This is a genomic window from Methylosinus sp. R-45379 (assembly GCF_001644125.1).
GTDB lineage: Bacteria > Pseudomonadota > Alphaproteobacteria > Rhizobiales > Beijerinckiaceae > Methylosinus.
In genome coordinates this window covers 38235-51756 of the sequence record NZ_LUUM01000223.1, presented here as the reverse complement: position 1 = coordinate 51756, position 13522 = coordinate 38235, and the positions used below count along the sequence as shown (strand labels likewise).

Sequence of the window (13522 nt, the reverse complement as noted above, 5' to 3'; positions counted from 1 at the left end):
ATCCTGCGGGCCGGCCATCGTCAAGGCGGCTCGAGGAGTGCTATCATCCGCCTCCTGGTTCGCATAATCGCCCGGTTGGGCCAAGGGAGCGGCGCAATTGCTCGAACCTATTCGATCCTCGCGCTTATACAAGCGGGCTGCAAGGCTTCTGCTGGCGCTCGACGCCTATATCGACTCGAGCCTCTTCGACTCGAGCCGCGGCGCGCGCGAGGCCTATGAGAATTTCTCGGCCTTCATGAACCGATTCCAGGTGCGCGGCCTGCGACGGGTCGCGGTGGAGATCGGCTGCGAGTCGCTGACGCTGGCGCTCGGCGGCGGTCTGGTCGCGCTCGCGCTGTCGGTCTCCGCCATGCGCATGACCAGCGACGATTGGCTGAAGAAGCAGGACCTCTCGATCACTTTTCTGGATCGCTATGGCGCCGTCGCCGGACAGCGCGGCATCAAGCATGACGACGCCGTGCCGCTCGATCAATATCCCGATTACGTCATCAAGGCTGTGCTGGCGACCGAGGATCGACGCTTCTACGAGCATTTCGGCATAGACATCATCGGCACGGGACGCGCGCTCACGGTGAATGCGCGATCCTCCGGCGTGGTGCAGGGCGGCTCCTCCATCACGCAGCAGCTCGCCAAAAACGTCTTCCTCTCCAATGAGCGCACTCTCACGCGCAAGATCAACGAGGCCTTTCTCGCGCTCTGGCTCGAGGAGCGTCTCACCAAGCAGGAGATACTGAAGCTCTATCTCGACCGCGTCTATATGGGCGGCGGCGCCTTCGGCATTCAGGCGGCGGCGGAATTCTATTTCGGCAAATCGGTGCGCGACGTCTCGCTGTCGGAGGCCGCCATGCTCGCCGGCCTGTTCAAGGCGCCGACCAAATACGCCCCGCACGTAAATCTCCCCGCAGCGCGCGCGCGCGCCAATGACGTGCTCGACAATCTCGTCGACGCCGGCTTCATGACGCAGAGCCAGATCGTCGCCGCGCAGCGCAATCCTGCGACGCCGGTTGAGCGCAAGCGCGACCAGAGCCCGGATTGGTATCTCGACTTCGCCTTCAAGGAGGCGCAGCGCCTCGCCGAGGCGGGCAAGTTCGGCGACGATCGCGTGCTCGTCATTCGCACCGCGCTCGATCCCAATGTGCAGAAGCGCGCCGACGAGGTGGTGGAGGAAAATCTCCGCGAGAGCGGGCGCTCCTATCATGCGAAGCAGAGCGCCTCGGCCTTCATGGATCTCGACGGCGCCGTGCGCGCGCTGGTCGGCGGGCGCGATTATGGCGCGAGCCAGTTCAATCGCGCGACGGAGGCGGCGCGCCAGCCGGGCTCGTCCTTCAAGCCCTATGTCTATCTCACCGCGCTGATGAGCAATAAGTTCAAGCCGACGACGGTGGTGACGGATCGTCCCACCTGCATCGGCAATTATTGCGTCCATAATTATAGCGGCGGCTACGCCGGCTCGCTGCCGCTGTCACTGGCGCTCGCCAAATCGCTCAACACAATCGCCATTCAATTGTCGATCGCCATCGGCAATGGCGATTCTCATGCGGGCCGCGCCAAGATCATCGACACTTGCCGCAAGCTCGGCATCACCACGCCGCTCGAGGACACGCCCTCTCTGCCCGTCGGGCAGAGCGACGTCATCCTGCTCGAGCATGCGGCCGGCTACGCCGCTTTCGCCAATGGCGGCAAAAAGACGACGCCCTATGCGGCCACGGAGGTGCGCAACAGCCGCGGCGATATTCTCTATCAGCATGATCGCGACGCGCCGCCGCAAGAGCAGGTCGTGCCTTTCGAGAAGGTCGCCGAGCTCGACACGATGATGAAGCGCGTGATCGACGAAGGCACGGGCGGGCGCGCCAATCTCGGCCCCGGAATCGACGTCATCGGCAAGACGGGCACCACCAATGGCTATAAGGACGCCTGGTTCTGCGGCTATACCGGCAATATGGGCGGCTGCGTGTGGTATGGAAACGACGACAATGAGGGCATGTCCAATATGACCGGCGGCACCTTGCCGGCGAAGACATGGCACGACATCATGGCCTATGCGCATCAAGGAATCGCCATCAAGCCGATCCGCGGACTCGCCACGCCCGCCACGCTCGCAGCGGCGGCCGCCGCTCAGCCCAAGACGCTGGAGCTGGGCGCGCCGGCGCGTCCCGCGGCGCTCTCGCGCGGCGCCTTGGAGGCGCTCGGACAAATCGAGTCGAAGATGAAGCTCGACGGTCCCGAGCGCCCCGCCGCCGGCTCGCAGCCGCAGACGCGTTCCACCGACAAGCGCGCCGATCGGCGCTGACGGATTTCGCATGACCAATTATCTGAGGGCTTTCGTCGTGATGATCGCGGGCCTGCTGCTGGGCTTTGCGATGACCGCCGTCTCGCTCGGGCTCGGCCGCGGCTTCGGCGCGCTGCATGTCGGACCTTGGACCGCCTGGCCGCGCCATGGCGGCGCGGAGATCGACCCTTATGCGCGCGCCGTGCTGGCGCGCTCGGGCGAGGCGCCGCTCGGGCGCGATCAGGGCCTCGCCTTTTTCGCCCATGCGGATTCGAGCGGGGCGCCGCTCGATGGACGCTGCGACTATCGCATCTTCGACACCACTCCCGCGGCGCGCTTCTGGACGCTCGGCGCGACCAGCGTGACCGGCCGGCTCATCGACAATCCCGCCGATCGCCACGCTTTCACCTCCAGCGAGATCGCGCGGCGCGAGGGCGGCGCCTTCGAGATCGACATTGGCGCGCAGGCGCGGCCCGGCAATTGGCTGCCGGTGTCGAAAGAGCCTTTCGTGCTGGCGCTGCGCCTCTATGACACGCCGCTCGACCTCGAATCGGCGCCCGACCCTCAGACCTTTCCGAAGATCGTGAAGCTCCATTGCGCATGAAGATTTCTCGCGACTATCTCGACTGGCTGCCCTGGGCGCTCGCGACCGTCTGCGTCGCGGGCTCCGTTCACATCGTCTCCGTGCTGCTGATGCCGGACGTGGCGCCGCGCAACGCCTATGCGCGCCTGCTCGCCGCCGCGCAGAACGCCGAGACGACGACCAATGGCGTCGCTCTGCTGCCGCGCGCCGCGCCCGGCGCCGAGGTCACGCCTTTCGAGGATTCGGCTTTCGTCGAAGGCGTCTGCCTCTTCGATCTCTCCAAAGGTCTGATGCGCGTGCGCGCCGACGCCGATCCGGAAGATCTGCTCGCGCTCTCCTTTCATGCGCGAACGGGCCGCATCTTTCATTCCGCCACGGATCGCTCGGCGATCAAGGGGAAGATCGACGTGCTGATCGGCGACGCGCGCCAGATCGAAGCGGTCGAAGGCGAGGATGAGGAAGCGCCGCCGAGCCAAGTGCATGTGACGGCGCCTTCGATGCGCGGCTTCGTGCTGCTGCGCTCGCTGGCCAAGCGCGCGAGCGATCGCGATCGCGCCGAGCAGCGCCTGCGTTCTGTCTCCTGCGAGACTGTCGCCGAGCCGGAGAGCTGATTCGCCTGGGGCCGCGAGGCTCGCTTTCGGCGAAATACGCGACAAATAGGACATGTCGCCGCATTGCGATCGACCCTGCCGGCGACCACTTCCTATAGAGATGCCGGCAATAGCGAGGGCGATGCGATGAAAAATATCATTCCCACACTGGCGGCCGCTCTTCTGGCGGCGACGATCGCGCCGGCGCTCGCCGAGACCACTGTCGAGACCAAGCCTGCCGCTCCGCAGGAGGAGCATGGCGACGGCCATGGGGGCGGCTGCTGCAAGATGATGCAAGAGATGCGTCAAATGCATCAGATGCATGATCAGATGATGATGGATCACATGAAATCCATGCATCAGGGCCATGGCGCGGGCCATGATGGCGGACATGAGAGCGGCCATGACGGCCATGCGCCGGACGCTGCGCCCAAGGCGGAATAACGCTCAGCGGGCTCGTTTCCCGTAAAGAGAAACGAGCCCGGCCGGCTCACGCCGTCAGCGTCGGATAATCCGTATAGCCTCTCGCGCCCGCTCCATAGACTGTCTCGAAATCGACATCGGCGAGCGGCGCGCTCCGACGCAGGCGCTCGACGAGATCGGGATTGGAGATGAAGGGCCGGCCGAAGGCGATGAGATCGGCGCGCCCGCTCGCGAGCGTCTCCTGCGCGAGTTCCAAAGTATAGGCGTTATTGGCGATATAGGCGCCGGGAAAGCTCTTCCGCAAAGCGAGATAATCGAAAGGCGCGACATCGCGCGGGCCTTGCGTCGCGCCTTCTATGACATGAAGAAAGCCGAGCTTCTTCTCCGCCAGCCTCTCGACGAAATAGCCGAAGACGCTCTGCGGATCGCTGTCCGACATATCATACACCGGGCTCACCGGCGATATGCGCACGCCGACGCGCGAGGCGTCCCATTCCTGCAGCACGGCGTCCACGACCTCGAGGCCGAAGCGCGCGCGATTTTGCGGCGCGCCGCCATAGGCGTCCTCACGCTTGTTGGAGCCGTCGCGCAAGAACTCGTCGATGAGATAGCCATTGGCGCAATGCACCTCGACGCCATCGAAGCCCGCCTCTTTCGCATTGCGCGCGGCCTTGCGATAATCGGCGATCAGCCCCGGAATTTCACCGAGCTCCAGCGCCCGCGGCGCGGAGCAATCGGCGGCGCCGGTCTCGATCGCCACCTGCTTCGTCGTGGCGATGGCGGAAGGCGCGACCGGCGCGCCGCCGCCGGGCTGCAGCGAGACATGCGAAACGCGCCCGACGTGCCAGAGCTGCAGGACGATATGCCCGCCCGCCGCATGCACGGCCTCCGTCACCTCACGCCAGCCGGCGACCTGCTCGGGCGAATAGATCCCCGGCGTGTAGGCGTAGCCCTGCCCCTGCTGGGATATCTGCGAGGCCTCGGCGATGATGAGCCCCGCCGAGGCGCGCTGGCGATAATGCTCGGCCATCAGCGCATTGGCGGCGTTGGTCCCATGGGTGGCGCGACGGCGCGTCAGCGGCGCCATGACGATGCGATTGGCGAGCGTAAAATCGCCCAGCCGAAAGGGTTCGAACAAAGAAACGGTCATATTTTCGGATTTCCTCTCGCGCCGCGCCCCCTGCGCGGCCTCTTCCCCTCGCCACTTGGGGATTGATCGCAAATTTGTTAGGTCCGAGCCAGATGGAATGATTTTCTCGGGAAAGGGTCCCATGACCGGCGACGCAGCCAAGACCAACGCAGCCAAGACCATCGACGACGTTTTCCGCCGCCGCCTCGACGAGGCCGCGAGCACGACCGAGACGACGCTCGACGCCCTGCTCGGCGCGGAGCCGCTTTCGGGCGAAATCGCCCGGCCGGCGCGGCTGCTGGAGGCGATGCGCTATGTGGCGCTGGGCGGCGGCAAGCGGCTGCGGCCGTTTCTGGCGCTCGAATCCGCCCGACTCTTCGGCGTCGAGGGCGAGAGCGCCCGCCGGGCGGCGGCGGCGATCGAGATGATCCATTGCTATTCGCTCGCCCATGACGATCTCCCGGCCATGGACGACGACGATCTGCGCCGCGGCCGCCCCACCGCCCACAAGGCCTTCGACGAGGCCACCGCCATTCTCGCCGGCGACGGGCTGCTGACCTATGCGTTCGACGTTCTGGCCGATCCGGCGACCCATGCCGACGCGCAAATCCGCGCCCGTCTGGTGCTGGCGCTGGCCCGCGCCTCCGGGCTCGGCGGCATGGTCGGCGGGCAGGCGCTGGACCTCGAGGCCGAGAAGGCGACCAGCCCGCTCTCCCAGGAGGAGACGCTCCGCCTCCAGGCCATGAAGACCGGCGCGCTCTTGCGCATCTCGGTCGATTTCGGCGCCATTCTCGGCGGCGCCTCGGCTCCCGTGGCGGCGGCGCTCGGCCGCTATGGCGACGCGCTCGGCGCCGCCTTCCAGATCGCCGACGATATTTTGGACGCAGAGGGCGACGAGGCGGCGCTCGGCAAGCGCGCCGGCAAGGACGCCGAGCGCAACAAGGCCACCTTGATCGGCCTGCTCGGCATGGACAAGGCGCGCGAGCGGCGCGACGCGCTGGTCGAGGCGGCCATAGCGGCGCTCGCCGAGACGGGCCTCGGCGCGGCGACGGACGTGCTCGCGCAGGCGGCGCGCTTCGTCGCGCTGCGCAGCAACTGAGCGCGCCGATGAGCCACGCCGCCGAGACTCACGCGCGCCACCGGCGCCCACTGCTGTGGCGCATCGCCAGGGCGCGCGCGCGGCTGTTCTTCTGCCTGCTCGCCGGCGCGGCGATCGGCCTGCTGCTGCCCGCGAGCTGGCGCGAGGTCACGCGCGCGCTGGTCGGCTGGGACGTCTTCGCGACGCTCTATCTCCTCCTCTCGGCGGAGATGATGGCGCGCTCGACGCCGAGCTCCATACGGCGCCGCGCGCAATTTCAGGACGAAGGCCGGCTCGTCATTCTGGTGATGACCATCGCCACCGCCTGCGCCTCTATCGGCGCGATCGTCGCCGAGCTCGGGCCGGTCAAAAATCTCGAGGGATTTTCCAAGCACGCGCATATTTTCCTCGCCGTGCTCACCGTCGTGCTCTCCTGGCTGTTCGTGCATCTCACCTTCGCGCTGCATTACGCGCATGAATATTATTTCGAGCGCGCCACCACGCCGGATCGCCCCGCGGAGCTGCGCGGAGGGCTGATCTTTCCGGGCGGGCAGCAGCCCGGCTATATGGATTTTCTCTATTTCGCCTATGTGATCGGCGTCGCCTCGCAGACGGCGGACGTCTCCACCGCCTCCACGACGATGCGCGCGGCAGCGCTGGTGCAAGGCGTGCTGGCCTTTTTCTTCAACACCGCGATTTTGGCGCTCACCGTCAATATCGCCGCGGGCTTCGTATGAAACGGCGTGCTTTCTGGGCCTCGCTTCTCGCAATATCGCTCTGGCTCGGTCCCGGCCTCGCGGCCGAGGTGCGCATAGAGAATTTCGCCTTCGCGCCGGTCCATATCACCGTGCGAGCGGGTGAGACCGTCGTTTTCGTCAATCACGATCAGGCGCCGCATTCCATCATCGGCGCGATGGGCAAAGAAGAAATCTTCCACTCTCCCGAGCATGTCGATGAGGACGAGAGCTTCGACGTCACGCTGACCCGTCTGGGCGAGGTGTCCTTTCGCTGCGGGCTGCATTCTCATATGAGCGGGACGATCACCGTCGTTCCGTGAGGGCGGTTTCCATATTCTGTCCGCTATCCAGCGCCGCTCGGCGCCCATGCGGCGGCGATGGCGCGCGCCAACGGCGCGAGCGCCGGGGCGGCCGCCGGCCTCGGCCCATAGAGCGCAGCGTCCAACGCGGCCAGCGCAGGGCCAATGTCCTCGCGCGCGACAACCCTCGCCCATGCTTTTGGATCGGCCTCCGCCAAGCGGCGCGCGGCATGGCGAAAGGCGACGGCGTCCGCCATGCGAGCGGCTCGTCTCAACGCCGCGAGCGCAGCCGGCCGCCGCACGCCGATCCGTCCCCGCATGGCGGCGACGAAACAGATGAGAGCGGCCGTCGCGACGAAGCTCGCCAGCGCGGCGATCATCGGCTGCCGCGCCGACAGGCCCGGACTCTCGCGCAGCTTCGCGGCCGAGCGCTCACGCGGCGCGTCGCCGAAAGCGATGCGCCGCTCGGGCGCAATCGCCTCGCGCATCCGCCGCGTCGCGACATCGAACCAGGCGATGCGGATCGCCGGCGCATAGGCCGCGACCGCCGACACGGGCCGCACGCTCCAGCGATAAACCGCATGGGCGATCGGCCCCTGATCGGTCACGATCGTCTGCCGCTCCACTGGCGCGGCGAAAGTGATGATTCCCGGCGCGCGGAAATTGGGCAGCGGCGGCAGGCGATCGGCGGTGACGCCCTCGGCCTCCACAGTGACGGTGCGCCGCGCCGTCTCGCCGAAGGGAATCCTGTCCGGCTCTATGTCCCAGGCGTCCGTGATGCGCAGGCTTCTCGCCGGCAGAAAGCTCTCGCCCGGCGGGACCAGCCCGTCGCGGGCGCGCGCCTCTATCTGGAGAGGCGCGGAAACATATTCCGCCTCCACCCTGCCGCTCTCGTCGATGCGATAGGCGATGCGGCGCTTGAAGGGCGGAATGGTGAGCCGCCCGGCGCGCAGCGGATAGATCATCAGCACACGCTCGACCACCGGCGTCCAAAAGCCGTCGATCATCTCCTCGCTGGAGGAGTCGACGCCGAATTGCTGCCAATCGAAATCGAGCAGCGAAGGCTGGATGATATGATCCAGCAGCACGCGGCCGCGTATGGCGGAACGGATCACCAACCGCAGCGGCTCGCCGACATAGGGCGTCTCGGATGGCGCTTCGACGCGGAGCTCGACGCGGCCGAAGGGCGGCTCCTCCTGCGCCAGCGCCTGCGCGAGAGGCTGCAGCAATAAGAACAGAAGAAGCGCGAGCCGGCGCGGCATCAATCATCCTCCTCCAGCGCGCCGCCGCCGGCGCGCAAACGGCGCGCCTTCTCAGCGGCGATGCGCAGCTTCAAGAAACGGCCGGGATCGTCGTCGAGGCTCTGCAGCCAATCGGCGCTCGCACGAATGGAGCGCGCCTCGAGGCGCCGGCGCACGCGGCGATCGCGCTCATGCAGCAGAGCCGCGACGTCGATCCTCTGGCCGCCGGTGCGGCCCGCGCCTTCCGAGGCTCCGACCGCGCCAGTCGCGCCGGCGCCGCTCTCCTTCGTCTCCTCCTTGCCCTTGCCCTGCTTGGAGGCTTTGGCGCCGCCGCGGTCGCCCGGCCGCGAGCTCGTCTCGCGCTCGCCCGCCGCGCCCTCCCCGCCGCCGCCTTTGTCATCGTCGAGACTGCCGAGCGCGCGCTGCTGGCCAGTCGCGGCCGAATTGGCCTTGGCGTCGCCGCCGGCGCTCTCGCGCTCGAGCAGACCGAGCAGCAGAGTTTTATTATAGGCCGCGTCCTCATCGTCCGGATCAGCGCGCAGCGTGCGATCATAGGCGGCGACCGCCTCCCGGTAACGACCGGCGAGCGCCAGCGCATTGCCGAGATCATAGAGGCTGTCGCTATCGCGCGCGAAAGCGGCGGCGGCCTCCTCCCAGCGCCCGGCCGAATAGAAGGCGGCGCCTTTCCAGACGGGATCGGCGAAGACTTGCGCCGCAAGGGATGGCAGGCCGAGCGCCAGCAATGCGCGTCCGCCGAGCTGCGGTCCGAGAGTCCATAGAGCGCTCACGAGCGCGAGAGAGAGGAAGAAGAGAGCGAGCCTGAAGGCGCGCGGCCCGAGGCGCGCAATGGACCGCGCGCCTCCAGGCTCGCCTCTCATGCGATGATGCGGGATCATGCGCCCCTCCCCCGCAGCGCGAGCAGCAGCGGCGCCGCCGCGAGCAGCAGGATAAAGCGACCATAGTCGCGCCATTCGAGCGCGCGCAGCTCGCCTTCTGCAATATGAGCGACGCCGCGCATTTCTATCTCGCGCGCGATCTCGCGAGGATCGGCGGCGTCGCCGGCGCGCCCGCCCCCGGCGGCTGCGAGCGCCGTCATAGCGGCGCGGCGCGCGGGCTCGAGCGCATCCGCGCCGGCGCGCGCCGAGACGAAGAGACTATGCACCCTGCGCCCTTCGCGCGAGAGCGAAGCCGCGAGCCGCTCGGCGCGCGGATCGAGCCCATCGCCATCGGAGATAATGGCGATATCCGCCGCTGCGATATCCGCCTCGCGCAGCAGGCGGCGAGCGAAGGCGAGCGCGCGATCGGGCCTCGTTCCGCCATCGGGCACCGTTCTCTCGTCTATGGCGAAGAGCAGAGATTCGAGCGATTTCGCATCATCCGTCAGTGGGCTCGCGAGATAGGCGTCGCCGGCGTAGAGCGCCAGCCCGATCTGCCGCGCGCCCGAGCGCTCGAGCAGAAATTGCGCCGCCGCGATGGTTCGAGGCAAGCGCTCGGCGCGCGAGACGTCCAGCAGGATCAATGTGGCGTCGAGATTGCGAAACTGTTCGGCGCCGCGCATTTTCATCGCCGGCCCGCAGAGCGCGAGTGCGATGAGCGCGACGCTGAAAAAGATCGGCGCGTCGCTGCGGGAGGCGCCGACGCTCGCACTTCGGCGCAGCATGACTGCGAGCAGAGCCGGATCGACGATGCGGCGCCAATCGCCGAGCGCATCGCGCCGCCGCGTCGTGGCGACAAGCAAGGCCAGCGCCGGCGGAACCAGCAGCCAGAGCGGTCGCAGCAGAGCGAAATCGCCGATCTCGATCATCGTCTTTCTCTGGTCGAGAGCCCGAGCGCCGCCGCCGCCAAGAAAGCGAGCGCGCCCGGATAAATCCACAGCTCACGATAGATGATCGTCGGCGGCGCCGGCGCCGGCCCGGCGATCAGCGACTCTATCGCGCGCGTCGCAGCGTCGAGCTCGGCGCCCGTGCGTGCGCGAAACGCCACGCCGCCGCCGATCTCCGCTATGTGCTGAAGCGCGACGAAATCCACCGCATCCGTATCGTCGGGATTGGCGACCGTGTCATTCACGCCGAGGCCGATGGTGAAGATTTTCACGCCCATGTCGCGCGCCAGCTCGGCGACGGCGCCGGGCTCGCTGACGCCGGCATTATTGGCGCCGTCGGAGAGCAGTATCACGAGACGCGACGGCGCGGTGGAATCCGAAAGACGCTTCACCGCGAGGCCGAGCCCTTCGCCGATCGCGGTGGAGCGGCCGACGAGGCCGATCTCCATTTCCTCGAGCGTCGCGCTCGCCGCGCGCAGATCGAAGCTCAACGGCGCCGCGGCGAAAGCCGTCTCGGCGAAGACGACGAGGCCGATGCGATCGCCGGCGCGACGGCGGATCAGCTCCGCGCCGAAATGTTTCAGCACGGCGAGACGGCTCGCGGCGACGCCGTCGATCTCGAAATCCGTCTTCGTCATGCTGCCGGAGAGATCGAGCGCCAACATAATGTCGCGCCCGGTCGCCGGCAGCGCCGCGACGGCGCCGGCGACGCGCGGCCCGGCGAGCGCCAGCACCAGTCCGATCCAGGCGAGCGCCGAAGCGATGGCGCGCCAGGAAGGACGCAGGCCGCCCGATGCGGCGCCGGCGCCGAGCCGATGACGAATGGTCTCCGGCAATGGCAATCCGCCGCCCGCCGCGCGCCCGCGCAACAAGCGCAGCAGCAAGGGCGCGGGCAAGAGCGCGAGCGCGAGAGGCGTCGCCAATTCGAGGCCGTTCATCGATCGAGCCTCGACAGCAGCTTTTGCAATGAACGATCGAGCGTCTCGCTCGGATCATCGGCGCGCGGGCGATAGAGCGCATCGCCGAAAGCGCGGCCCTCGCCTTCGCTGAACAAAGTCGTCGTGAAAATCGCGTCGAGCCGCGTCAGCCAGGATTCGCCGTGCAAATGCGCGACGCCGCCGTCGAGCGCTCCAACGAGATCGCGCAACATCCGCGCCTGTGCGGCGAGCCGTTCCGTCGCCGGCAACGCGCGCGCCGACGCCAGCGCGGAAAGAGCGGCGCGACGCAGAGGACGATGGCGCGCGCGCCAGAACAGGACGGCGAGCGTCAACAAAGCGCCGGCGCCGCAACCGACGAGCGCCATGAGCAGAACCTCCGCCGTTCCATCCGGCGGCGGCGCGCGCAGCGGCCGCAATTGCTGGAGCAGCTCAGAAGGATCGGCCATCGAACCGCTCCATGTCCAAGCGCTCGAGAAGGCGCGCCATCGTCTCGGCGTCGAGGCCGGCGTCGATCTCGAGCGTGCGCGCGCCGAGCCGGCGCAAACGCGCCAGCCGCTCGTCCGGCGCCGTCCGCGCGCCATGTGCGATGCGCAGCAAGCCCTCTTCCACGCGCGTGCGAAACGGATAGAGACCCGGCGAAGGCGCCAACTCGAAACGATCGGCGACGAGCAGAACGGAGAGATCGCGCCGACGCGCGATGCGCGTTGCAATTACGTCGAAAGCTTCGCCCGGCGAATCCAGCGCGCTGGCGAGAGTGAGCGCCGATGTTCCGCCGACGCTCTCCATCTCCTCCAGCGCAGTGGCGAGCGATGGCTCGGCAGCTTCGGCGCTTTCCGCGAGCGCGGCGCGATGCGCCTCGGCGAGCGCGACCAGCAGCGGCGGAAAGCTCCGCGCGCCCACCGCCCAGCCGAAGCAGCGCGCGCCCGCCGAGCCGATCGCCGCGAGGCCGACGCGGCCCTGCGAGTCGATGACGCGCCAGGCGGAGGCGACCGCGGCCTCCGCCGCCGCGACCGAACGAAAGGCGCGGCGCGTGCCGAACAGCATGGGCGTGCGAAAATCGACGACAAAAAGCACGGAGCGCTCGCGCTCATCATGAAAGGTGCGCACATGCGGCGCGCCGGTGCGGGCGGTGACATTGCGATCGAGGCTGCGCATATCGTCGCCGTCCGACCACGGCCGAACGTCATAGGTCTCGGCGCCGCGCCCGCGCCGACGCCGCGCCACGCCGCCGAGCGGCGCAGTCGCAGCGGCTCCGCGCGCACTGCTGCGCGTCGAAAGCAGCCGCAGACGCATCAAGGAGTCGACATCGAGATCGACGCCGAGGACAGGCGCTTCCGCCGCGCTCATGCAGGCGGAACCGTATCGAGATAGGCGCGAATGACGCCGCGCGGCGTCTCGCCCTCGGCGAGCGCGCGCCAGCCGAGAATGGTGCGATGCGAAAGGACATCGACGGCGAGCTCGGTCACATCCTGCGGCGCGACATAATCGCGCCCGTCGAGAAAGGCGCGCGCCTTGGCGGCCGCAGCGAGCGCCAGCGTGCCGCGCGGCGAGGACGGATGCGCGATCTTCGCCGCCAGCTCCGGCGCGACGCTCGCATCGCGCGGCGCGGTGACGAGGCGCACGATATAATCCTTGATCGCGGCGGAGAGAAAAACCGATCGCGCCGCCTGGCGCGCGGCGGCGATCTCCTCCGGCTGCAGCGCCGCGGGCGGCGCGGCCGCCGCGCCCTGATCCTCGCGCTCGACGAGATCGAGAATGAGCCGCTCGGTGGCGGCGTCCGGCAGAGCCAGCTCGACATGCAGCATGAAGCGATCCAGCTGCGCCTCCGGCAGCGGGAACGTGCCTTCATGCTCTATCGGGTTCTGCGTCGCCACGGTCATGAAAGGATCGGGCAGCGCATGGGTCGCGCCGGCGATCGTCGCCTGACGCTCGGCCATGGCCTCGAGCAGCGCCGATTGCACCTTGGGCGGCGCGCGATTGATCTCGTCGACGAGCAGCAGCGAATGAAAGATCGGCCCCGCGGAAAATTCAAAGACGCTCTTGTCCTGACGCCAGATCGACGTGCCGGTGATGTCCGCGGGCATGAGATCGGGCGTGCATTGAATGCGCGCGAAGGTGAGATTGGACGCGCCGGCGAGCAGCTTGACCGCACGCGTCTTGGCGAGGCCCGGCGCGCCCTCGAGCAGCACATGGCCATCGGCGACGAGGCCGATCAGCAGGCGCTCGACCAGCGCATCGGCGCCGATGAGACGCTCCTGCAAGAATGTCCTGATCTCGCCGAGCCGCGCGCCCACATCGAAGGCGCGGTCGGGAGAGAGAAAGCGAAGCGGTTCCATCGGGTTCATGCGAAGAGTCCAATACCGGCGATTGCGCGGCGGCTCTGAACTTTCGCCTCTGCGGCCAGCTCTGTCGA

15 protein-coding genes are annotated in these 13522 nt (G+C 67.9%); 7 read left to right on the top strand and 8 right to left on the bottom strand.

Translation table 11 applies throughout. The features are described 5' to 3' along the window. Window positions 1–97: 97 nt before the first annotated feature. From A1351_RS09525 to A1351_RS09510, 4 genes are all read left to right on the top strand, one after another. Window positions 98–2290 (top strand): transglycosylase domain-containing protein, encoded by a 2193-nt coding sequence (locus tag A1351_RS09525; RefSeq protein WP_024878860.1) that lies wholly within the window; start codon window positions 98–100, stop codon window positions 2288–2290. A gap of 10 nt (window positions 2291–2300) precedes the next feature. Continuing rightward, window positions 2301–2873, top strand: a complete 573-nt coding sequence (locus A1351_RS09520) for a DUF1214 domain-containing protein (protein ID WP_064032870.1) — start codon at window positions 2301–2303, stop codon at window positions 2871–2873. After that, on the top strand, window positions 2870–3463 hold the full coding sequence (locus A1351_RS09515) for a hypothetical protein (protein ID WP_198022744.1): 594 nt from the start codon (window positions 2870–2872) through the stop codon (window positions 3461–3463). The genes A1351_RS09520 and A1351_RS09515 overlap by 4 nt, the downstream gene beginning before the upstream one ends. 126 nt (window positions 3464–3589) lie before the next feature. After that, window positions 3590–3886, top strand: a complete 297-nt coding sequence (locus A1351_RS09510; protein ID WP_157096230.1) for a hypothetical protein — start codon at window positions 3590–3592, stop codon at window positions 3884–3886. Between the two features lie 46 nt (window positions 3887–3932). Here the strand turns inward: A1351_RS09510 and A1351_RS09505 are convergent, their stop codons facing one another. Further along, window positions 3933–5015, bottom strand: a complete 1083-nt coding sequence (locus A1351_RS09505; RefSeq protein WP_064032868.1) for an alkene reductase — start codon at window positions 5013–5015, stop codon at window positions 3933–3935. A 121-nt stretch (window positions 5016–5136) separates the two neighbouring features. Here A1351_RS09505 and A1351_RS09500 point away from each other — a divergent pair, with 121 nt between their 5' ends. From A1351_RS09500 to A1351_RS09490, 3 genes are read left to right on the top strand one after another with little or no spacing between them, the layout of a single operon-like run. Next, window positions 5137–6093 (top strand): polyprenyl synthetase family protein, encoded by a 957-nt coding sequence (locus A1351_RS09500; protein ID WP_064032894.1) that lies wholly within the window; start codon window positions 5137–5139, stop codon window positions 6091–6093. Window positions 6094–6101: 8 nt separating this feature from the next. Then, the gene (locus A1351_RS09495) at window positions 6102–6809 is read left to right on the top strand and encodes a DUF1345 domain-containing protein (protein ID WP_064032867.1); all 708 of its coding nucleotides are present in this window, start codon (window positions 6102–6104) and stop codon (window positions 6807–6809) included. Next, on the top strand, window positions 6806–7129 hold the full coding sequence (locus A1351_RS09490) for a plastocyanin/azurin family copper-binding protein (protein ID WP_064032866.1): 324 nt from the start codon (window positions 6806–6808) through the stop codon (window positions 7127–7129). The genes A1351_RS09495 and A1351_RS09490 overlap by 4 nt, the downstream gene beginning before the upstream one ends. 23 nt (window positions 7130–7152) lie before the next feature. On the opposite strand, the gene A1351_RS09485 is transcribed toward A1351_RS09490, so the two are convergent. The 7 genes from A1351_RS09485 to A1351_RS09455 are packed head-to-tail and all read right to left on the bottom strand — an operon-like array spanning window position 7153 to window position 13445. Then, window positions 7153–8370: a BatD family protein gene (locus A1351_RS09485; protein WP_064032865.1), complete on the bottom strand. Its 1218-nt coding sequence runs from the start codon at window positions 8368–8370 to the stop codon at window positions 7153–7155. Then, complete coding sequence (locus tag A1351_RS09480) at window positions 8370–9245, bottom strand: tetratricopeptide repeat protein (RefSeq protein WP_083967254.1); 876 nt, start codon at window positions 9243–9245, stop codon at window positions 8370–8372. The genes A1351_RS09485 and A1351_RS09480 overlap by 1 nt, the downstream gene beginning before the upstream one ends. Then, window positions 9242–10153 carry a vWA domain-containing protein gene (locus A1351_RS09475; protein ID WP_064032864.1) on the bottom strand — a complete coding sequence of 304 codons (912 nt, stop codon included), beginning with the start codon at window positions 10151–10153 and terminating at the stop codon, window positions 9242–9244. Before A1351_RS09475 ends, A1351_RS09480 begins: the two co-directional genes overlap by 4 nt. Further along, on the bottom strand, window positions 10150–11109 hold the full coding sequence (locus tag A1351_RS09470; protein WP_064032863.1) for a VWA domain-containing protein: 960 nt from the start codon (window positions 11107–11109) through the stop codon (window positions 10150–10152). Before A1351_RS09470 ends, A1351_RS09475 begins: the two co-directional genes overlap by 4 nt. Continuing rightward, window positions 11106–11555 (bottom strand): DUF4381 domain-containing protein, encoded by a 450-nt coding sequence (locus A1351_RS09465; protein WP_064032862.1) that lies wholly within the window; start codon window positions 11553–11555, stop codon window positions 11106–11108. The genes A1351_RS09470 and A1351_RS09465 overlap by 4 nt, the downstream gene beginning before the upstream one ends. Continuing rightward, entirely contained in the window at window positions 11539–12456 is a 918-nt protein-coding gene (locus tag A1351_RS09460; RefSeq protein ID WP_064032861.1) for a DUF58 domain-containing protein, read from the bottom strand. The genes A1351_RS09465 and A1351_RS09460 overlap by 17 nt, the downstream gene beginning before the upstream one ends. Continuing rightward, complete coding sequence (locus A1351_RS09455) at window positions 12453–13445, bottom strand: MoxR family ATPase (protein WP_064032860.1); 993 nt, start codon at window positions 13443–13445, stop codon at window positions 12453–12455. Before A1351_RS09455 ends, A1351_RS09460 begins: the two co-directional genes overlap by 4 nt. Between the last annotated feature and the right edge of the window lie 77 nt (window positions 13446–13522).